The organism is uncultured Cohaesibacter sp. (genome assembly GCF_963556055.3).
Classification (GTDB): Bacteria; Pseudomonadota; Alphaproteobacteria; order Rhizobiales; family Cohaesibacteraceae; genus Cohaesibacter.
Genome location: NZ_CAUVYE020000030.1, coordinates 156,112 through 177,559, shown reverse-complemented (window position 1 = coordinate 177,559; position 21,448 = coordinate 156,112). Strand labels below are relative to the sequence as shown.

General features: G+C 53.3%; 17 protein-coding genes. 14 read left to right on the top strand and 3 right to left on the bottom strand.

Annotated elements, in window-relative coordinates; all coding sequences use genetic code 11:
- The first annotated feature begins 60 nt into the window (after window positions 1-60).
- From argS to scpB, 4 genes are all read left to right on the top strand, one after another.
- On the top strand, window positions 61-1,821 hold the full coding sequence (argS, locus tag ACHZB8_RS18655; protein ID WP_316862528.1) for an arginine--tRNA ligase: 1,761 nt from the start codon (window positions 61-63) through the stop codon (window positions 1,819-1,821).
- 78 nt (window positions 1,822-1,899) lie between these two features.
- Complete coding sequence (locus ACHZB8_RS18650; RefSeq protein WP_316862526.1) at window positions 1,900-4,614, top strand: SPOR domain-containing protein; 2,715 nt, start codon at window positions 1,900-1,902, stop codon at window positions 4,612-4,614.
- 304 nt (window positions 4,615-4,918) lie between these two features.
- A complete protein-coding gene (locus ACHZB8_RS18645; protein WP_316862795.1) occupies window positions 4,919-5,698 on the top strand; it encodes a ScpA family protein in 780 nt (259 codons plus the stop codon).
- On the top strand, window positions 5,691-6,425 hold the full coding sequence (gene scpB / locus ACHZB8_RS18640; RefSeq protein ID WP_394706222.1) for an SMC-Scp complex subunit ScpB: 735 nt from the start codon (window positions 5,691-5,693) through the stop codon (window positions 6,423-6,425). The genes ACHZB8_RS18645 and scpB overlap by 8 nt, the downstream gene beginning before the upstream one ends.
- A 50-nt stretch (window positions 6,426-6,475) precedes the next feature.
- On the opposite strand, the gene ACHZB8_RS18635 is transcribed toward scpB, so the two are convergent.
- Window positions 6,476-7,690 carry a multidrug effflux MFS transporter gene (locus ACHZB8_RS18635; RefSeq protein WP_316862524.1) on the bottom strand — a complete coding sequence of 405 codons (1,215 nt, stop codon included), beginning with the start codon at window positions 7,688-7,690 and terminating at the stop codon, window positions 6,476-6,478.
- A gap of 376 nt (window positions 7,691-8,066) precedes the next feature.
- Between ACHZB8_RS18635 and ACHZB8_RS18630 the strand changes: the two genes are divergently transcribed.
- From ACHZB8_RS18630 to ACHZB8_RS18600, 7 genes are all read left to right on the top strand, one after another.
- Window positions 8,067-9,182 carry an ABC transporter ATP-binding protein gene (locus ACHZB8_RS18630; protein WP_316862523.1) on the top strand — a complete coding sequence of 372 codons (1,116 nt, stop codon included), beginning with the start codon at window positions 8,067-8,069 and terminating at the stop codon, window positions 9,180-9,182.
- Window positions 9,183-9,285: 103 nt separating this feature from the next.
- Window positions 9,286-9,501: a twin-arginine translocase TatA/TatE family subunit gene (locus ACHZB8_RS18625; protein ID WP_394706228.1), complete on the top strand. Its 216-nt coding sequence runs from the start codon at window positions 9,286-9,288 to the stop codon at window positions 9,499-9,501.
- 62 nt (window positions 9,502-9,563) lie between these two features.
- Entirely contained in the window at window positions 9,564-10,040 is a 477-nt protein-coding gene (tatB, locus tag ACHZB8_RS18620) for a Sec-independent protein translocase protein TatB (protein ID WP_316862520.1), read from the top strand.
- Complete coding sequence (tatC, locus tag ACHZB8_RS18615; RefSeq protein WP_316862519.1) at window positions 10,037-10,843, top strand: twin-arginine translocase subunit TatC; 807 nt, start codon at window positions 10,037-10,039, stop codon at window positions 10,841-10,843. The genes tatB and tatC overlap by 4 nt, the downstream gene beginning before the upstream one ends.
- A gap of 224 nt (window positions 10,844-11,067) precedes the next feature.
- Window positions 11,068-12,342, top strand: a complete 1,275-nt coding sequence (gene serS, locus ACHZB8_RS18610; protein ID WP_316862517.1) for a serine--tRNA ligase — start codon at window positions 11,068-11,070, stop codon at window positions 12,340-12,342.
- A 120-nt stretch (window positions 12,343-12,462) separates the two neighbouring features.
- On the top strand, window positions 12,463-13,215 hold the full coding sequence (surE, locus tag ACHZB8_RS18605) for a 5'/3'-nucleotidase SurE (RefSeq protein ID WP_316862514.1): 753 nt from the start codon (window positions 12,463-12,465) through the stop codon (window positions 13,213-13,215).
- A 258-nt stretch (window positions 13,216-13,473) separates the two neighbouring features.
- Complete coding sequence (locus ACHZB8_RS18600) at window positions 13,474-15,537, top strand: peptidoglycan DD-metalloendopeptidase family protein (protein ID WP_316862512.1); 2,064 nt, start codon at window positions 13,474-13,476, stop codon at window positions 15,535-15,537.
- A gap of 75 nt (window positions 15,538-15,612) precedes the next feature.
- Here ACHZB8_RS18600 and ACHZB8_RS18595 read toward each other — a convergent pair whose 3' ends face one another.
- Entirely contained in the window at window positions 15,613-16,131 is a 519-nt protein-coding gene (locus tag ACHZB8_RS18595; RefSeq protein WP_316862511.1) for a CinA family protein, read from the bottom strand.
- Between the two features lie 55 nt (window positions 16,132-16,186).
- Window positions 16,187-17,410, bottom strand: a complete 1,224-nt coding sequence (locus ACHZB8_RS18590) for a bifunctional 2-C-methyl-D-erythritol 4-phosphate cytidylyltransferase/2-C-methyl-D-erythritol 2,4-cyclodiphosphate synthase (protein ID WP_316862510.1) — start codon at window positions 17,408-17,410, stop codon at window positions 16,187-16,189.
- 295 nt (window positions 17,411-17,705) lie between these two features.
- On the opposite strand from ACHZB8_RS18590, the gene dusB reads away from it, so the two are divergent.
- Genes dusB through ntrC form a run of 3 tightly spaced genes read left to right on the top strand, consistent with a single transcriptional unit; the run spans window position 17,706 to window position 21,291 of the window.
- The gene (gene dusB / locus ACHZB8_RS18585; RefSeq protein ID WP_316862508.1) at window positions 17,706-18,743 is read left to right on the top strand and encodes a tRNA dihydrouridine synthase DusB; all 1,038 of its coding nucleotides are present in this window, start codon (window positions 17,706-17,708) and stop codon (window positions 18,741-18,743) included.
- Complete coding sequence (locus tag ACHZB8_RS18580; protein WP_316862506.1) at window positions 18,740-19,846, top strand: nitrogen regulation protein NR(II); 1,107 nt, start codon at window positions 18,740-18,742, stop codon at window positions 19,844-19,846. The genes dusB and ACHZB8_RS18580 overlap by 4 nt, the downstream gene beginning before the upstream one ends.
- A gap of 11 nt (window positions 19,847-19,857) precedes the next feature.
- Complete coding sequence (gene ntrC, locus ACHZB8_RS18575; protein ID WP_316862504.1) at window positions 19,858-21,291, top strand: nitrogen regulation protein NR(I); 1,434 nt, start codon at window positions 19,858-19,860, stop codon at window positions 21,289-21,291.
- The last annotated feature ends 157 nt before the right edge of the window (window positions 21,292-21,448 follow it).

Below are 21,448 nucleotides of genomic sequence, written 5' to 3'. Positions count from 1 at the left end.
GTGCAGGGACATGCATGTGGACCGCTTTATCCACTGGCCGACGATCAGACAGGAAACAGGATGAACGTCTTTACTCTTTTTGTTTCGAGAGTTGCGGATGCTGTCAGCAAAACCGATCTAGCTGCTCGCGATGGTTCCGAGCTTGATTTGTCCCGAGTGAATGTCGAGCCGCCACGCGATCCGGCGCATGGGGATCTTGCAACCAACGCCGCGATGGTTCTGGCCAAGCAGGTGGGTGCCAAGCCGAGAGATGTTGCCGAGAAGATCGTCGCAGCGCTTGCCGAAGATGCAGATATTGCAAAGGCAGATGTGGCCGGTCCAGGTTTTATCAATCTTACCCTTTCTGACGATTTCTGGCGTGGTCTTGTCAAGACCGTCATCGAAACGGGAGCGGATTTCGGTCGCTGTGATCTGGGACGTGGCGCGAAGATCAATGTCGAATATGTTTCTGCCAACCCGACCGGGCCGATGCATGTGGGCCATACGCGTGGTGCCGTTCTGGGCGACTGTATTGCCAATCTGCTTGATGCAGCCGGTTACGACGTTTGCCGTGAATATTACATCAATGACGCCGGGGCGCAGGTTGATGTGCTGGCACGTTCCGCCTATCTGCGTTATTGCGAGGCATTGGGCGATGACATTGGCACAATCCCCGAAGGGCTTTATCCCGGTGACTATCTGGTGCCCGTTGGTGAAGCGCTGGCAAAGGAACATGGCAGCAAGCTGAAAGAGGCAAGTGAAGAGGAATGGTTGCCAATCGTCCGTGGCTTCGCGGTTGATGCCATGATGGACATGATCCGCGGTGATCTCGCTGCGCTCAATGTCAAGCATGATGTCTTTTTCTCCGAACGGAGCCTCATTCACGGCGAGAAGGATCGGGTCAAGGAGGCTATCGAGTGGTTGACCGACAAGGGGCAGGTCTATGTTGGCACCTTGCCACCACCGAAAGGGCAGTTGCCTGATGACTGGGAAGATCGCGAGCAGACGCTGTTCCGGTCTACCGAATTTGGTGATGACATCGACCGGCCTTTGAAAAAATCCGATGGCAGCAACACTTATTTCGCCAACGACATCGCCTATCATTTCGACAAGTTCAAGCGTGGCTACTCGCAGCAGGTCGATATTCTAGGTGCCGATCACGGCGGGTATGTCAAACGTTTGAAAGCTGCCGTTTCCGCGATAACCCAGGGCGAGGGCGGTCTTGACATCAAGATCTGTCAGCTCGTGAATCTGATGCGCAACGGTGAGCCGGTAAAAATGTCGAAACGTTCCGGCAATTTCGTAACCTTGCGCGATGTGGTCGAAGAGGTTGGCGTGGACGCGGTGCGTTTCATGATGATGTATCGCAAATCCGAGGTCACGATTGATTTCGATTTTGCTAAGGTAACGGAACAGACCAAAGACAATCCGGTCTTTTACGTACAATATGCCCATGCCCGGACGGCTTCTATTTTCCGTCAGGCGCAAAATGAAGTGCCTAATCTTGATCTCGACCCCAAAGAGCTTGCTAAAGCAGATTTGAGCGTCATTAAAGACGAGGTAGAACTGGCGTTAATCAGAAAGTTATCTGAATATCCCCGGATTGTAGAAGGTGCAGCCGAAACACTTGAGCCTCACAGGGTTGCGTTTTACCTTTATGATCTTGCCGGTTATTTCCATTTCGTGTGGAACAAGGGCAAGGAAATGCCGCAATTACGCTTTATTAATGCTAATGATGAAAAATTGACATCAGCGCGCTTGGCTCTTGTTCAGGCTGTAGCCACGGTCATCGGATCCGGACTCGGTCTGCTTGGTGTGACAGCACCAGAAGAAATGCGATAGAAGAAACTCTAGTCACGTTCAAGACAAGGCTTTGCCAGGCTGTACGAGTTAAGTGTATGAATGAAAAGGCAAATCGTCATGTCTGATTACAATGACAAGAAGCCACCCGTCCCTGAGAAAGATCGGTCTGATTATGAGCGGTATAACAGGACTGCGCCACAAGGCCCGGGTTCTGCGATAGAGGATCCGCTTGCCGAGCTGGATCGAATCGTCAGCGGTGATTATGGGCAGGCATCAAGTGCCAAAGACAGCAGTGCTGCTGTTTCTGATGATGATTTGCGAGTTCTTGAACAAGAATTATTTCGTGAATTGCGTGGCCAGCATGGGGGCTTGGGTGGCCAGAAAGGCGGACTTGGAGAAGCTCCGCAAGTTTCTGCCGCAAATCCTGCGGATCGACCTCATCCCTTGTCGCAAAGTGCCATGAGGCGAGACTATTCGGCTCCTGCGAGCGCTCCGGATGTTGTCGTTTCTCAAGAGCGGCCTTATGAGCCACGGTATTCAGAGCCACAACGACCCCGGCGAGATCCGGTCATGTCGTCTGAGCCAAAGGATTTGCCGCGTGCTACGCTGCCGTCTTCAGACAAGTCGTCATCAGCGCTTGATGACTGGAGTTCGCTTTTCGAGAATTCTGCTCCGTCGACCCCTTCTGCCTCTCCGGCTCCAAGTGCTCCAACGCCTGCTGCCGCTGAAAGGGCCCCTGCTGAAAGGGTCCCAGCTGAAAGGGCTCCAGTGGAAAGAGCTCCAGCTCCTGAGGCTGAAAGTGTAGCGACAAGTGGCAGCTATGGCCAGTTGCGGCGTATGGCTGAAGACCGCCTGCGCGCCGAGGCAGAGGCTGCGGCCTTGTCGAAAAAGACGGAAGCACCTGAAGTTTCACAGCCACAGCGCCAAGAACAGCGCCACGAGCAGACATATGTCGAACCATCGGTTGCCGAGCCTTCCGTATCAGCGCCTCGGGAAAGGTCTCAGTCGTCTTTGAACAAGGAAACTGCGCGACCGGCGCCGGCTGCTTACAGTCCGGTTGAGCATGTATCTCGCTATGAACGCGATGAACCACGCCATACACCGGATATTCCGTCTTCGGCCAGCTGGACGGCGCAGATCGATGAGGATGCAAGGTCCAGCTTTGGTCACAGATATAAGGAAGAACCGCAGGCCCCGACTTCTGCACCAGCCTATGAGCGGTCTGCTCCGGCTGCGCCTGAGGTTTATCAGGATTATTCTGGTGAGGTTCCTGGCCAAGAGCGGTATGATGTCAGTTCCGACTATTCGCATACACGTGGGGGGGCCCAATATTCCCAGCCAGCACACAAAACGGGACAAGAGGCTTTTAGCCAAGGCTATGGCTATAGGCAAGATGCTCCCGATGTGAGCGCGACGTCATATGATGAGCGTGAAAGCGATCCCTATGCGGCCTTCAATCAAGCGCCGGATGTCGCTTCCCAGAGCCAGGGCGATTATGCGGATTATCCAGCCGATCCCGGTTATCAGGATGCAAGCCAGAGCGGGTATGCCAACGAATATGGCATGCAGCAGCCGCAGGGCGCGGAAGCGTATGGCGAAGAGAGTTTTTCGACCGACGCCGCTCAATATGGAAATTACGGAGACCCTAATTTTGCGCAGGCCGCAGGGGAAGGGACACCCTATTTCCAGGATGAGGATTATACGACGCTCGATACCGCAGCCGCCATGGCCGCGCCGCAGCCTGCACGCAAGTCTCGCAAGGGGCTGTTTGCCGCGATTGCTGCTGCCTGTGTGATCATTGTCGGCGGAGCACTTGCCTGGACGTTTGGTCAAGGTAGTGGTGGCGATAGCACCGAAACTCCGGTGGTCAAGGCCGAGACAGGTCCGGTAAAGGAAACGCCTGAAGATCCGGGTGGGAAAGTCGTGCCGCATCAGGATCAGGAAGTCTATCGGCATATTGATGGATCGGAAAATGATGAAGGGGCGACCAATCTGATGCCTGCGACCGAAAAACCCTATACGGTCGCAAATGATGGTCGGGCAACCCGTGTTATTTCCCTGTCCGGTGGTGAGTCGACGGTCTCCCAGACGGCGGGTGTCGATCCGACCAATGCCAATGCGGTGGCTCCGAAAAGGGTTCGAACTGTTGTGGTTCGTCCTGATGGGTCCATCGTGACCAGCAATGAGCAGGCGGGTGCTGCCCAGCAACCTGCGCCAGCGCCTGACGAGCCGGTGCAAGCCACGGGAACTCCTTCCGAGCAGGCAATGATGCAGACCTACAATACGAATGTAGATGGGTCTATTCGAGAGGGGTCTGACCAGAATGTCATTCAGCTTGGCACTGGTGCCAATCCGTCTGGCATGCCTCTTCCGAAAGAGAAACCGGCAGAGTTGCAGGCGTTGCAAGCTGCCGCACGCAGCAGCAGCCCGATATCTGATCCGGCAGCGAATACTGCTGTTCCTTCTGCAATTGCCACACAGACATCGCAGCCACGGCAAGGGCCTTTGCTCCTTGCTCCTCCTTCGAGCCAGACACCGGCACCTGCCACGCAGACCTATGCGGCACCTGTTGATAGCGGGGACGGTGGCTATACGGTGCAGGTCACTTCACAACGGACCCCGGAGCAGGCACAGGCAAGTTATCGTAACATTCAGTCCCAGCTGAGTTCGGTTCTGGGTGGCTATGAGCCAGATATCAAGATGGCAGATCTTGGCGCACGCGGGACTTACTATCGCGTTCGGGTCGGATCTTTTGCCGATCAGTCCGGCGCCAGCAACTTCTGTAACCAGATCAAGGCCGCAGGCGGTGATTGTCTGGTCGCTCGCAAATAGCAGGGCATTTTTATGATTTGAAAAATCCGGCATTATTGCCGGATTTTTTGTTTTATTTCCTTGGTTTGAGCGCCAAAGAACGCTACCCTTTTCTCAGTTTTCCTCAGAAATGGGCGATTTGCATCGCTCAATTCGCAAGAGTGGATTGACGCGAACCATGGTCGCAAATGGCGGGCAGAATGAGAATGGCAACGGGCCGGATCGCCGGTCTCCGTCGCTGTTGGATATTGCGCACGCCGACCCGCAGACAGATGCAACGCCTTCTGCGTCAGGTGACAGATCTGTTGACACTGGCTGGGGCGATATGGGGGACATCGGTCTTGTCCAGAAGGCGGGGGTTGGCGAACCGGCTCTGATCGTCGATGTCGAGGGGTTCGAAGGTCCTCTTGATTTTTTACTCGCACTTGCGAGGAAGCAGAAGCTCGATCTTACCAAGATATCTATTCTCGCTCTGGCCGAGCAATATCTCGTTTTCATTGAGCGGGCTCGAAAACTGCGGCTTGAACTGGCTGCCGACTATCTGGTCATGGCGGCGTGGCTTGCTTATCTCAAGTCCCGGTTGCTCATTCCCGAATTGCCTGATGAGGACGAGCCGAGTGGTGAAGAACTGGCGGCTATGCTGGCCTTTCGACTGCGCAAGCTGGAGGCCATGCGTGCGGTTGCCAGCAGGCTGATGGAGCGGGATTGTCTTGGTCAGGATTTCTTCGTTCGTGGCCAGCCGGAAGATATGTCACTCATTCAGAAACCACGTTTTGCCGCGAGTCTGTATGATCTTTTGACCGGATATGCGGCGCTGCGACAGCGCAAGTCCGTGTCGCTCGTGCATGTTCGCAAACGTCAGGTCTGGTCTCTGGCCGAAGCGAGGGACGTGCTCAATCGCCTTGTCGGGGGGATATCGGACTGGACGCCGATGGATGAGCTTTTGCGGACCTATCTCAAGCTCTCCGACATACGTCCGACGGCTCTTGCGAGTTCCTTCGCCGCTTCGCTGGAAATGGTCAGGGAGGGTTATCTGGAGGTCAAACAAACCGAGAGTTTCGGACCGATCTATATTCGCAGCAAGACAGGAAAGTGCGATGAGTGAGTTGGACAAGAAATCGGGACTGGGCGTACTTGGCGCGGAGGATGAATTTTTCGCGCTTGCGCAGGAGGCGCGTCAACAGCTCAAGCGGATGGTTGAAGCATTGCTGTTCGCAAGTGCCGAACCCTTGAGCCTTGAGGACATCGCCATTCGCATGCCTGACTCGGTTGACATCAAGGCGCTGATTGAACAGGTGAAGAAAGACTATTCGACACGTGGTGTCAATCTGGTTGAGGTCGATGGAAAATGGCTGTTTCGTACGGCAAAAGACTTGTCTTTCATGATGCAGGCGGAAGCTTTGCAGCCACGTAAGCTGTCTCGGGCAGCCCTCGAGACCCTTGCCATCATCGCCTATCATCAACCGGTTACTCGGGCCGAGATAGAACAGATCAGGGGTGTTTCCACAGTGAGAGGGACGCTTGATGTCCTGCTACAGACCGAATGGGTCCGCATCAGGGGCAGGCGCCGCGTGCCGGGGCGTCCGGTAACGTATGGTACCAGCGAACAGTTTCTCGTTCATTTTGATCTTGCCTCGATTCAGGATTTGCCCGGTCTTGAGGAACTCAAGGGAGCAGGCATGCTGGACTCGGCCTTGCCACCAGCATTTTCCATGCCGTCGCCTGACGATAATGACGATCTGGCCGAGGACGAGGATCCTCTGGACGAAGCGGATTTGCTGGAACTGGCTTTGGAGACTGGTCAGTTTGATGAGGAAGAAGACGAGGGATGATGCCTGCACCGGGTCGTTGTCCGACCGGTACAGGCGCGCATGTTCCGGCATCATGAGTGCTGGGGATTCGGAACGGCTTCGATGTCCGGCTCCCGATAGGTCACCCAGGTGTGAATGACACAGGCCATGGTGAAGGCACTCATAATCAGCAGCATCGGCATCGCCGTACCATTGTCAAAGGCACCAACCAACGCATTGCCGATTGCGCCAAAGCCATAGCCCAGCGCTCCGATCAGAGCTGCGGCAATGCCCGAGATCTGGCCATGGGCCTCCATAGCAAGCATGTTGCAATTGGTGAAGAGTGCTCCCATCATCGCCATTTCGACAAAGAAAAAAGCAACCATTACCACCGGGCTCGTGCCGAATTTGCATTCAATTGCCAAGAGGCAGAAGGCTGCAAGGGCGTAAATGGCTGTTGCGATTTTGACGATCCGATGTGCTCCAAGCAGGCCGATCAGTCTTGCACTGATGGGCGCACCAATCGCCATGCCAATCGCCGAGATTCCGAAGGCAACGGAATACATTTGGGGCGATAGGCCCATGACATCGACAAGGACTGCGGAAGATCCTCCGATATAGGCGAAATAAGCCCCTTGTCCAAAGGCCAGCGTCAGAGCGTAAGGAATGAAACTCCTGCTTGCAAGCAAATGTCCATAATGGCGGAATGCCTTTGCAGGATTGGAGATAGAGCGCAATTCTTCCATACGGGTTTCTGGTACGTGGAGCTTTATCCAGAGAATTCCGAAGAGTCCGAAAACGGCAAAAAACATGAAAATTGTTTTCCAGCCGCTGAAGGTCAGGATACCGCCACCAACAATCGGGGCGACAATGGGGGCAAGGCCGGTGATCATCATGATCATGGCCAGCAATTTTGCCGCAGTCTGGCCGGTATAGAGATCGCGCACCATGGCCATGGCTATGACCATGCCGACCGAGCCGCCTAAACCCTGGACGAGTCGCCAGCCAATCATCTGTCCGATCGTCCGGGATAGCATGATGCCGATCGAGGCTATGATGAATAAAGAAATCGCACCGTAAATCACCGGCTTTCGGCCCACCCGGTCAGAAACCGGACCGTAAAAGAGTTGCCCCAGAGTGAAACCTGCAAAGAAGGTCATGAGCGTTAGAGAGGTATCGCCGGCTGTTGCCTGAAAGTCATTTGCGATGACAGACAGGGCGGGCAAATACATGTCGATTGCCAGCGGTGCCAGAGCTGTAATGGAGCCCAGCCCGACCGCCATGGTCAGCGTATTGATTTTTTTCATTGGGATTGCATTTGAACGTGTTGCAGGACCGGTCATCCGCAAACTTGAAAAAAATGCTCATGCGCCAAGGCATTGTTGCATTGCGGGCCGGCGGGGTTCATGGCGTTTAAAACAAATCGGGTTTTCGAAGTCAATTTGCTATCGCACTTCCATTTGGAATGTCTCATATGCATTATTATCGATACTGTTTTCGGGGCAATTCGTATCCATCGGAATTGATTCCTGCTTATTGTTGTGTGGCTTACAATCCATTTCAGGGCATGACATCTTCGACTTTTTTCAAAATTGACCGCGTGACGCGTAAATATGAATATGATAGTTGTATTTTTGTCGAAAGCATTTGTAACATGGCCAGATGAAATGGCAGGATGATGGAATGAACACTCGAGAAGCACTTGATGCGTGGGGTTGCAAGGGGACAGTGGGCGCCTCGATCGCGGCGGGGATCAGCTTCGAAGGGATCAATTGCTCCTTTGCAGAAAAGGATGTGCTGCGCGATATTTCTTTCCGGATCGAGCCGGGTGAGGTGGTCTCGCTGCTTGGTCAGTCCGGTGCAGGAAAAACAACCCTGCTCAGGATAGCGGCCGGGATCGAAAGGCAAACCAGCGGCACGCTTGCCATCAATGAACGGGTCGTTTCGGATGATGCCCAGTTTGTGCCTCCCGAGAAGCGTAATGTCGGCCTGATGTTTCAGGATTATGCCCTTTTTCCCCATCTTACCGTTTTGCGCAATGTCATGTTCGGGCTGAAGGGCCTGCCGGAAAAAGCCGCAGAAGTGGAGGCCAGGGCGGCCCTTTGTCGAGTGGGGCTGGAAGACCGGGCAGAACATTTTCCGCATATGCTTTCTGGTGGGCAGCAGCAAAGGGTTGCACTTGCTCGGGCCATTGCCCCCAGACCAAGCGTGCTGTTGATGGACGAACCTTTTTCCGGCCTTGATAATCGACTGCGGGATCAGGTGAGAAACGAAACCATCAGTCTGCTCCGTGAAATCGGCACCACCTGTGTGTTGGTGACACATGATCCGGAAGAGGCTCTTCGGATCAGTGATCGCATCCTTCTTCTGCGGGATGGGCGCATTGTCCAGTATGACCGTCCTGAAGTGCTCTATCGCAGTCCCGTCGATTATTGGGCGGCCCGCTTTTTTGCCGATCTCAATGCCGTTGAGGGGGTCATTTCGGGCGGATTGGCAAGAACACCGATCGGCAGTTTTTCTGCCGACGGCTTCTCACCTCGGCAGAAGGTAAGAGTCTGTATCCGCCGAACTGGCGTTCGATTGCACAAGGCTATCAGCGAAGACTACGTAACGGCGCTTACTGCTCGGGTCAAAAGCCGGATGTTTCTGGGCGAAGTTGATCTTTACGAGATTTCTATCAAGGGCTGTGACCAACCCATTTTTGCAAAGATCTCTTCGGGGCAGAGCTTTCGGAAAGGGGAAATGATCGGTGTATCATTTCGAAAAACAGACATCCTGATATTTGCTAATTCATTCTAAAGTGCTTATTTCTTTGACAAGGTAGGTGAAAGCCTGCAAAAGGCATATACAAATGGTGTGTGCCAGGATGGTGATGGCACTAGACAGAATTCGAAGGGTTTTTCTGATGCAGATTGGTATTTGGCAGGTTGCGATTATCGCAGTTGTGGTTGTTCTGTTGTTCGGTAGAGGCAAAATCTCTGATTTGATGGGTGATGTTGCAAAAGGCATCAACAGCTTCAAGAAAGGCCTTAAGGACGACGACAGCACTGCTGTGCTTGAAAACAAGCCGGCAGAAAAAGTGTCTTCTGAAAGCGAGGAAAAGGACAAGGTGGTCTAAGAACTACTTGTCGATCCGTTTCGTTCTTCGTTCCTCATGAATAGTTGGTCTGGTACTGCTCGATGTTTGATATCGGTTGGAGTGAAATCCTGATTGTTGCCGTGGTTGCCATTTTGGTGGTTGGCCCGAAAGAGTTGCCCGGTTTGCTCAGAACCGTTGGCAAAACCGTTGGCAACCTGAGGCGTTTGGCGGGTGATTTTCAAAATCAGTTCAACGAAGCTCTTCGCGAGGCTGAGCTTGAAGATGTCAAGACGACAATCGGAGACATCAAGTCGCTCGATCCGCGCGTTGCGGTCAAGGATGCTGTCAGCAAGCAATTGACCGATATTACATCTGCCACGGATGATGTCTCGAAAAGCATCCAGCAAAGCACGGATGAGATCAATTCGTCTCTTAATGAAAATGCCGAGCCTGAGGCCGTTGAACCCGTACTCGATACCGGGCATGCGGAAGACACAGCGATAGGCACAGATGAAAACAAGAAGCCTGTAGAGGGTGAAGAGCCTTCAGAAGATGAGACACAAAAGGCCGAGAAATGAGTGAGAGTGAACGAGAGCAGATTGAAAGCTCAAAAGCGCCGCTGATCGAGCATTTGATCGAATTGCGCAGCCGATTGCTGAAAACAGTGATCGCTATCGGGATTGCATTTCTGATCTGTTTCTATTTCGCGAGCGATATTTTTAATCTGCTTGTCATCCCTTATGAGCGGGCTGTCGGGGGGACGCATCAGGTCGAAATGATCTTCACCGCACCGCAGGAATATTTCTTCACCCAGCTCAAACTGGCTCTGTTCGGGGCCTTGTTTATCGCGTTTCCGGTCATTGCCAGCCAGATCTACATGTTCATGGCTCCCGGTCTCTACAAACATGAACGGGAGGCGTTTCGGCCATTCTTGATCGCGACGCCCATCCTGTTCGCGCTCGGTGCCTGTCTGGTCTTCTTTGTCGTGATGCCACTGGCGATGCAGTTTTTCCTCTCGATGGAGCAGGTTGGGGAAGGGGCCGTTGAAATTCGCCATCTGCCAAAGGTGAGTGAATATCTCGGCCTGATCATGACGTTGATCTTCGCATTTGGTCTTGTTTTCCAATTGCCTGTCGCGCTGACCCTTCTTGCCAAGACGGGACTGGTGGATAGCGATTTTCTGAAAACAAAACGCAAATATGCGATTGTTGTTGCCTTTATCATGGCCGCCATTCTGACGCCTCCCGATCCGATCAGCCAGTTGGGTTTGGCCTTGCCGACGCTGCTTCTATACGAGATTTCGATTTACTCGGTTCGCATGACCGAGAAAAAGCGCGCAGCGCGCGAGCAAGAACAGGAAGAAGAGGAAACGTCCGCTTAAGCGCGTGCCATTCTTTGCTCTTAAGGCCACTTCTTGCGGAAAATGCGCAAGAGGCGGCCTTCTTGTCTCTTCTGCCTGTCGCGCAGATGTCATAGTTTGTGGGTTATTTGCGTCTTTGCCGCGGCAGGAAGGCATTGTGCTTGCTTCGTGTGAAGCCCTTGCCTATTTTCCCTTCGACTTAATCTTTCCACCCTCCCACCAAAGCTAGATTCGGGATTAATGACATGTTTGATATTAAATGGATTCGCGAGAATGCAGAGGCATTCGACAAGGCTCAAATCGCACGCGGAGCCGAAGCATCGTCATCCCGACTGATCGCGATGGATGATGAGCGGGTTGCCGAGGTTCAGAAATTGCAGGATGCGCAACAGCGTCGCAATGCTGCTTCCAAAGAGATCGGCAAGGCCAAGGGGGCGGGCGATGAGGAAAAGGCTCAGGCCTTGATGGCTGAGGTCGGTTCTCTCAAGAGCGCGATTCAGGATGGCGAAGCCAAGACGCGCGAGATTGAAGCCGCTCTCGGCGATGTCTTGTCGGGCCTGCCCAACATTCCGCTTGATGATGTTCCTCCGGGTAAGGATGAAGCGGACAATGTTCTGCATCACGTTTGGGGTGAGAAGCCACAGCTCGGTTTCGAGCCAAAGGAGCATTTCGAGCTGGGCGAAGCGTTGAAGATGATGGATTTCGAAGCCGCAGCAAAACTGTCCGGATCGCGCTTTGTCGTGCTCAAGGGACAATTGGCGCGACTTGAACGGGCAATCGGACAATTCATGGTCGATGTTCATGTCAATGAGCATGGCTGCGAGGAAGTGTCTGTTCCGACGCTGGTTCGTTCGGACGTCATGTATGGCACGGGACAGTTGCCGAAATTTGCCGAAGACGCCTTCCATACCGACGATGATCGTTGGCTCATTCCAACCTCTGAAGTCCCTCTGACCAATCTTGTCAGGGAAAGCATCGTTGATGCCGATCAGTTGCCGATGCGTTTTACCGCGCTTTCCCATTGCTATCGGTCCGAAGCCGGATCTGCGGGGCGTGACACGCGTGGCATGTTGCGCCAGCACCAGTTTACCAAGGTTGAAATGGTTTCGATCACAGATGAGCTGACTTCGGTTTCAGAGCAGGAACGGATGCTTCAGTGTGCAGAAACAATTCTTCAGAAACTGGGGCTGTCCTATCGTGTTGTCACCTTGTGTATTGGTGATATGGGCTTCTCCGCACGCCGGACTTTCGACATAGAGGTGTGGCTGCCCGGTCAGGATACCTATCGCGAAATCTCTTCTGTTTCGACCTGCGGTGATTTCCAGGCCCGGCGGATGAATGCCCGGTATCGCGCAGACGACAAGTCCTTGAAATATGTGCATACATTGAATGGCTCGGGGGTTGCTGTAGGGCGCTGCCTGATTGCCGTAATGGAAAATTATCAGACCGCTGACGGATCGATTGTCATTCCGGATGTCCTGCGGCCTTATATGGGCGGTCTGGAAAAGATTTCAGCCTGATCGTTTAGCGACGAAGTCCGGAAGCTTTGCGTTTTTCGGACTTGGTCCTTCTATTGATATTCATCACGCGCTATCGGGTGCGTGATCAGTTTTTAACCGTGAAAGATGTGAGGGGATGAGATGCGTATTCTTCTAACCAATGATGATGGTATCAACGCGCCAGGTTTGGCGGTACTCGAGAAGATTGCACGCACTCTGTCCGATGATGTCTGGATTGTTGCGCCCGAGACCGAGCAATCAGGCATGTCCCACTCTCTTACGTTGCATGATCCGTTGCGGCTGCGCAAACTTGGTGACAAACGCTTCGCAGTGCATGGGACGCCTACCGATTGCGTTATCATGGGTGCAACGCATGTTCTTGATCGCATGCCGGATCTGGTGCTTTCCGGAGTCAATCGCGGGCAGAATATCGCTGAAGACGTGACCTATTCAGGTACTGTTGCCGGTGCCATGGAGGGCGTGTTGATCGGCATTCGTTCCATCGCGCTCAGTCAGACCTATGACTGGTCGGCGCATAATACATTTGACTGGAGCTGTGCCGAAACGCATGGTGCCAAGGTCGTTCAGGATCTGCTTGATTATGAGTTGCCGCGGCAGACCTTGCTCAATGTAAACTTTCCGGCCTGTTCTGCCGATGAAGTCGAGGGTATGGAATTTACCGAGCAAGGCAAGCGGGATCAGGCCCATTTGAATGTTCAGCCACGTGTGGATACACGTGGCCAATCTTATTTTTGGCTCGGATTCGAAGATCGTACCTCTCACCCTTCCGAGGGAACGGATCTATATGCTGTGATGCACAAGAAAATTTCGGTCACGCCTCTCAATCTCGACATGACAGATCATGGATGCCTGAAAATGCTGAAAGAGTCGTGAGCTCTGAGGGTTTCAATAAGCTTCTGATTTGCTGTGCTTTTTCAGTTTGAATTTATCTGATTTGGTGCCTTTTGGGCCGGTCTTGCGCATTTTTGTACATGGGCGTGAAGACGAGGTCATGTCTCAGATTTTTATGTCTTTTTTAAAGTTTTGGAAAGGTTACTGAGCTCTAATAATACTAACATTTGGGGTGTGGTGCGTTTAACCGGTGTTGGTATGAACAATTTAGTATTGCGTAAGCTTCTATCAAGAACGTCGATGTTTGCAATTGCTACGTCTTTGGCGGCTTGTAGCAGCGAGATGGATCGTTTCGGAACTCCGGGATCTGGATTCACTTCCAATCAGAATGAGATTTTCACAAATTCTGTTGGGTCTGGCCCTGTGGGAACAGCTGTCAATCAGCCGATGCCAGCAGCAATTCCTGCTACATCGACGGTTTCGAAGTCGGCTCCGGTTTATCAGGTTCCAAATTACAAGGCGTCTGCTCCGACCTATAGTGCACCCCGCTATCAGGCTTCGGTCAAACCGGTGCCTAGCTATCAGACGCCAACCTATCGGACGCCTGTCTATACGACTCCCAAAACAAATCTGTCAGGGCAGTATCCTCCGGATACCCTGGCGACGGGTTCGATTTCAAGATCGGGCGTGCAAGGTCCTGTTCAGGGCTATTCCATGCCCGAGTTGCCGTCAGCCAGTAGCCAGGCTGCGTCTGGTCCGACCTATGTATCCGTCCCTGTTCGGAATACTGTGCCCAGTCGCAGCTATCAGGCTTCGGTTGAGCAGAGTGTCCTGAATAGTCCGCCAATTGTTGTGTCGCGCTTCACGTCCTTGCCTAAGGCTGCGCCAAGAGCGAAGATGCAAATGGCTGGCTATGCTCCGGCCAATTATTCGAGCAATGCCCCTGTTGCCGTGCCAGTTGCAGAACAGCCTACAAGCAAAAGGAGCCTGAACCTTTCTCGCTTCAGTATTGCGAAGCTGTTCTCCTTGCCCAAAAAAGCACCTCGCACCAAGGAACTTGATTACAGTTCAACCGCTTCGATCACCCCGCCAGCTGCCATTTCCAATCAGGGTGGCTCCGGGTATGTCGCGCAAGCTGTGAACAACCGGTCTGTCTTGCCATCTCAGGCTGTTGGTGTGCGTAAAAGCGGCCAGTGGGTCAGCTCCGGCGGAACTATGGTCACTGTGGGATATGGTGAGGATATTCAGACCCTTTCGCGGCGGTATGGTGTTCCGGCCAAGGCGATTGCGGAGGTCAATGGGCTTGCGGATCAAAGCTTTGTTGCTCCCGGCCAGAGTATTCTGATTCCTGTCTACCAGCAGGAGACCGTGTCATATCAGTCAAATTATCCAACCAATACGGTTCAGCAGGCTGCTTATGAAGAAGCGTCGCCTTTGCCATTTTCGTTGCGGGTACCAAAAGCAAATCCACTGCGTCAACAGAGCCGCTCCCCTTATGGGCAGCAGATCGTCCGTTTGCAGCAGAATGCCAACGCACAGAACAGGCATATGGTCATGCCAGGCGAAACTCTGAGCGGTATTGCGTCCCGGTATGACGTGTCCACGCAGGAATTGGCGTCAGCCAATGGGCTTGCCGTCTCTTCGCCAATCCGCATGGGGCAGAGACTTCGTATTCCTATGCCTGGTCAGCAGATGGTCGACTATACGTCAACCGCGTCGATTGGCCCTTCACAGGTCAATGCCGGAGCCTCCATTCCCGCTGCGCCAGTTCATAAAATTCCAAAGTCGAAACCAAGGTGGATCGCTCAGCTTTCGTCAAATGGCTCGCGCGATCAGTCTTCGTCAATCGTGACCGGCAGCATCGAGAATAACGTTGCAAGCAGTTCCAGTGGCTCAGGTCGGTTGCCCGTGAGTCAGGTGGCTCAGCCCGGTTCTTCTGCGTCTGAACCTGCTGCCAAAGCAAATTCTGTTCAGCAGGGCAATACTGCAAAGTTCCGTTGGCCGGTCCGTGGCCGGATCATTACCAGCTTCGGTCGTGGTAGCAATGGTACGCAGAATGATGGCATCAACCTTTCTGTGCCAATTGGGACTTCGGTTCGTGCGGCTGAAAGCGGAACCGTTATTTATGCAGGTAACAAGCTGAAGGGGTATGGAAATCTTGTGCTCGTACAGCACTCCAATGGCTGGGTGACCGCTTACGCGCATAATGACAAGGTTCTTGTGGCGAAAGGGCAGCATATTCGCCGCGGGCAGATCATTGCCCAGTCTGGCAAATCGGGTAGCGTCAACAGCCCGCAGCTTCATTTCGAATTGCGAATTCAGGGTGATCCGGTCGATCCGGTGCCATATCTGGCTACAAGCTAGAAAAGACTTGTCTTTCTTTGAAGCCGTCAAGATTGCTTGGCGGCTTTTTTGTTTTGTTTGGTAAGATGGGGCGTTTTATCCCATTGGGACAAATGGCTTCTGCGTCATGGAATTAATGAGCATTATCAGGGCATGCTCGACAGTCGCTGCGCGAACATTTTCCCTGTCCATGGCGGCAAATATGCGTTTTTCGTGGATTTGTTCAAACTGCTTTGAAGATACTGCGAAATGGACAAGGCCAACCGGCTTGTCCGGGCCTCCTCCGGCGGGGCCTGCGATGCCGGTAACGGCGACTGCAAAATCTGCATTGGAATGTTTGAGGGCTCCGGTTGCCATCGCTCTTGCAACCTCTTCACTAACGGCTCCATATCGGGTGATCATTTCGGCAGGTACGTCCAGAACCTCGGTCTTGGCCTCATTGGAGTAGGTTGCAAATCCGCGATCGAAAAAAGAGGATGAGCCGGGAATTTCCGTAAGTGCTGCGGAGATCATGCCTGCGGTGCAGGATTCGGCGGTTGCAATCAGATATTTTTTCTCCCGTGCAATTTCGAGAACCTGATTTGATAGCTCAATGGCGTCATGGGTTACATACATGTCAGTTCCTTCCTGTCCGCCTGTTTGCGAACCAAGGGGCTTTCATTCGGTTTCGCTATTCGGGCAGGCGGAGGCAAGTGGTTGCCAGTGCCGCGATGCCTTCCTTGCGACCGGTGAAGCCAAGCTGCTCGCTTGTTGTCGCCTTGACGGAGATCCGTTCTTTTTGCAAGTCGCAGATTTCTGCAATCGCTGATCTCATCGCATCCCGATGTGGTCCGATCTTGGGTTTTTCGCAGACAATGGTCAAATCGATGTTGGAGATCTTGCCGCCTTTTTCGGAAACGCGCCTTACAGCATCCTTGAGGAAAAGGTCAGACGATGCACCTTTCCATTGAGGATCGGAAGGAGGAAAATGGGTGCCTATATCACCCTCGGCGATTGCCCCGAGGATGGCATCGGTTATGGCGTGAAGCGCGACATCGGCGTCGGAATGCCCCTTGAGCTTCTTGTCGTGGGGAATGGATATTCCGCCAATGATAACGGCGTCGCCTTCTTCGAAGGCGTGGACGTCATATCCTGTGCCAATGCGGATATCGCTCAGAATCGGTGTGTCACTGGTTGGGTTCTTCAAAAGGATCTCCGCCATGTCGAGGTCTTGCTGGTTTGTCAATTTGGTGTTGAAGGCTTCACCCATAACGATCTTGACCGGTTCGCCGGCCCACTCTGCTATGGCGGCATCGTCGGTAAACGGCATTCGTGTTTCAAGCGCAGCTTTTTCATGCGCATCGAAAATGAAGTCAAAGTTGAAGCCTTGCGGTGTCTGGGCTGCCCAGAGCTGGTTGCGATCAAGGGTTTCTTCGATCGTGCCGTCTGAGCTTGCTCTTTTGATCGTATCCGTGAGGGGGCTTGCCACGAGGCAGGCCTTGCAGCTCTTGAGCGTGTCAAGGCATCGCAGCACGATGTCTTGTGTGACGAAAGGGCGAGCGGCGTCGTGGATCAGGACAAAATCCGGTTTGCTGGCTTTTAGCGCCATTAGCCCGTTCAAGACAGAAGACTGGCGCGTGTCGCCACCGGAAGCCGGTGGGAGCAGCTTGCAACGGTTTTCATTGCCAGAAAGGTCAGGATCCAGTTTGGCAATCGTTTCCTGATAGAGCATTTCATCCTGTGGGGAGATGACGACTTGTACGAGATCGATCAAGTCGCTTTTGAGAAAGGTCTCGAGTGTTCGATTCAAAACGGCCTTGCCACCGATGGACAGATATTGTTTGGCAACCTTGTCAGTATCACGTCTGGCGCGACTGCCTGATCCTGCTGCGACGATTATGGCGGCGCAAGTCATACCGTCATGGTCCTTATACATTCGTTTTTTGTTCAATCTGTACAATTGAAGCAAAATTAGCCATTATATATTGAATGGTAACGGCTATTTTGGTGAATGGCGACAGTTTATGCCTCCAGTCGAACATTCTTACTGCATTATGCAGCCTTTTTCCCAGTCATATATCCTGTGACAATTCCGAAACATTTCCACCAAGGATGTGAATGATCAAAAAGTGATCACCGAAAATCCTTGCACATTAATTAGGCACGGCTATACTGGTTCATAATATTGTGTGAACGAAGCTGATCCTTTTATGCCAACACCTCCTCTTCACAATGCAGGAACGGGCCTTGCCGTCGGTCCCCTCGATTTGCCAAATGGTGTTTTGCTGGCTCCCATGTCCGGCATTACCGATTTGCCGTTCCGGTCTTTGGCTGCGCGTTTTGGTGCCGGTCTGGTGGTTTCCGAGATGGTCGCGAGCAAGGCCTTTGCCGTTGGGCAGGAAGAAATGCGCCTGCGCGCCGAAGGCGAGGGTGTCGGTGTGCATGCCGTGCAAATTGCGGGCAATCAGGAAGACTGGATGGCAGAAGCTGCAAGCCTTTGTGAAGGGGCAGGGGCAACGCTTATCGATATCAACATGGGTTGTCCGGCAAAAAGGGTAATTTCCGGTTATTCGGGTTCGGCGCTGATGCAGGATCTTGACAAGGCCTGTCGGCTGATTGATGCGGTGATCGGAGCAGTTTCTGTACCCGTGACCGTCAAGATGCGTCTTGGTTGGGACGACAAAAGCTTGAACGCGGCTGAATTGGCTCGAAGGGCCGAGGAGAGTGGTGCTGCAATGGTCACCATTCACGGCAGGACGCGCAACCAGTTCTATAAAGGTGCGGCAGACTGGCGAGCGATCCGGCCCGTGGTCGATGCGGTGTCGATACCGGTTATTGCCAATGGCGATATTCTTTGTGAAGAGGATGCCGTTCAGTGCCTTGAGCAGTCGGGCGCGGATGGCGTGATGGTTGGGCGCGGGGCCTATGGCCGTCCGTGGTTGCCGGGTTTTGTGGCCCACTATCTAGAGACTGGTGAGCAGCGTGACGAGCCTGAGGGCGATGCCTTGCTCAGGCTGATTTTGGACCATTATGACACTATGATCGAGTATTACCCCGAAGGTGTGGGCGTAAAATGCGCGCGCAAGCATTTGGGCTGGTATTTGGATAATTTGGTCGGCATTTCAGGCGCTGGTTCGCCCGATCTATCCCGATTGAGACAAGTAATGATGACCGCAGACAGCGCGGAGATTGTGCGTACCAGTATGCGCGACTATTTCTCTTTTGCTGCGGAAAGGCAGGTAGCATGAGCCAGAATAAACGATCGCGCATTACGGCGGCACCTTATCAGGCGATGATGAATTCTTTGCCGCATCCTGTTGTGATGGTGGACAGCGAGGGGTTTGTCGGTGCGGCCAATGATATGGCCCAGTTTTTCTTCCAGTCGAGTTCGGCTCTGCTGGCCAAGCAGCAACTTTCATCGCTCTTGCCCTTTGGCAGTCCGGTGCTCGCCCTTGTCGAGCAGGCCCGCGAACGACTGGCGCCGGTCAATGAATACCGGATAGACATTTCCAATCCGCGCATTGGTGTTGAAAAGGTCGTGGATGTTTATGCGGCACCGGTTCCGGATATGCCGGGTGCTGTGACGGTCATGCTTCATGAACGGTCAATTGCCGACAAGATGGACAGGCAGTTGACCCATCGTGATGCAGCCCGGTCGGTGACAGGTCTTGCGTCCATGCTTGGCCATGAGGTCAAGAATCCGCTGTCCGGGATCAGGGGAGCGGCGCAGTTGCTGGAAAGCTCCGTTTCTGATGAAGACAGGGCCCTGACGCAATTGATCACGCAGGAAACGGATCGGATCGTGCGGTTGATCGACAGGATGGAAGTCTTTTCCGATCAGCGCCCCGTGGAGCGTGAAGCGGTCAATATTCATGTCGTTCTGGATCGGGTCAAACAGTTGGCGCATGCAGAATTTGGCGACAAGATCCGTATTCTTGAACAATATGATCCGTCGCTGCCATCTGTTTTTGCCAATCAGGACCAGTTGGTTCAGGTCTTTCTCAATCTGGTCAAAAATGCGTCCGAAGCCGTCATCGAGGTTCCGGATCCGGAAATCGTTCTTACTACGGCCTTCCGGCCAGGCATTCGCATTCAGGTTCCGGGCTCTTCGGAGAAAACCTCTCTGCCACTTGAAATTTGCGTAAAGGACAATGGACCGGGCATCCCTAAGGAATTGGAAGACTGTCTGTTCGATCCATTCGTTACGTCCAAGACCAATGGATCTGGTCTTGGTCTTGCGCTGGTTGCCAAACTGATTGGCGACCATGGTGGTGTTATTGAGTTAGACGGTTCGGGACGTCAGACCATTTTCCGGGTCATGTTGCCAACAAGCGACGCGGATCAAACATAGGAGTTCAGACCATGCCCAAGGGGACAATTCTTCTTGCCGATGATGATACCGCTATCCGCACGGTGCTGAACCAGGCGCTTTCACGTGCGGGTTATACGGTCCGTTTGACATCCAATGCCACAACGCTCTGGAGCTGGATCAGTCAGGGCGAGGGCGATCTTGTCATTACCGATGTTGTGATGCCGGACGAGAATATCTTTGACGTTCTGCCTCGGATCAAAAAGGCCCGGCCCCATCTTCCCGTCATTGTCATGAGCGCGCAGAATACCTTCATGACCGCCATCAAGGCGTCTGAGCGGGGGGCCTATGAGTATCTGCCGAAACCGTTTGATCTCAAGGAGCTGATCAATATCGCCGGGCGTGCGCTTTCCGAACCACGGCCGAGCCTTCAGCCTCACGAAGATGACAGCACCGATATTCCCCTTATTGGTCGCTCTGCTGCCATGCAGGACATTTACAGGATGCTGGCCCGTCTGATGCAGAATGACCTCACGGTCATGATCACCGGCGAAAGCGGCACCGGCAAGGAGTTGGTTGCACGGGCGCTGCATGATTATGGCAAGCGCCGCAAGGGTCCGTTTGTGGCGATCAACATGGCGGCGATCCCAAAAGATCTGATCGAATCCGAGTTGTTCGGTCACGAAAAGGGGTCCTTCACCGGTGCTCACGGTCGTTCGGCTGGCAAGTTTGAAATGGCGGAAGGTGGCACTCTCTTCCTTGATGAAATTGGCGATATGCCGATGGAAGCCCAGACGCGCTTGCTGCGTGTGCTGCAACAGGGGGAATATACAACTGTAGGCGGGCGTACCCCGATCAAGACCAATGTCCGCATCGTTGCTGCAACGAACAAGGACCTTCAGTCTCTCATTCATCAGGGGCTCTTCCGCGAAGATCTGTTCTTCCGTTTGAATGTCGTGCCGATGCGCTTGCCGCCTTTGCGGGAGCGTGCCGAAGACATCAAGGACCTGGTGCGGCATTTCTTTGCTCTTGGGGAGCGGGAAGGCTTGCCGGTCAAGCAGATCCAGCCCGATGCGCTCGACGTCATGCTGCGCTATCGCTGGCCGGGCAACGTGCGCGAGCTAGAGAATCTGGTGCGGCGATTGGCTGCGCTTTATCCGCAGGATACGATTACGGCCAACCAGATCGAAAATGAGCTTAACCAGATCAGCCTGACTACCGATGTGCAGCCTGAGCAGAAGGTTCAGAATCTGGCCGGGGCGATGGAATCCTATCTGGAACAGCTGTTCAAGGAATTTGGTGACAGCCTGCCGCCTCCGGGGCTTTATCATCGCTTGTTGCGCGAGATCGAGTATCCATTGATCTGCGCGTCCCTTGCCGCAACAAAGGGCAACCAGATCAAGACGGCTGAATTGCTCGGACTGAACCGAAATACACTGAGGAAAAAGATCAAGGATCTGGACATTCAAGTCGTTCGTGGCGCTTAAGAGATCTGGCCAGAAATGGCTAGATTTCTACCTGTTCGGGCCGGTCTGTGCTTTTTTTGACACAGGTCATGGGTTTGACATGGACAGAAACTGCACAAGCTGTCACATTTAGGCAACATTTTCATTGAATAGAGAGGGTGATTCCACCGGCCGGTGG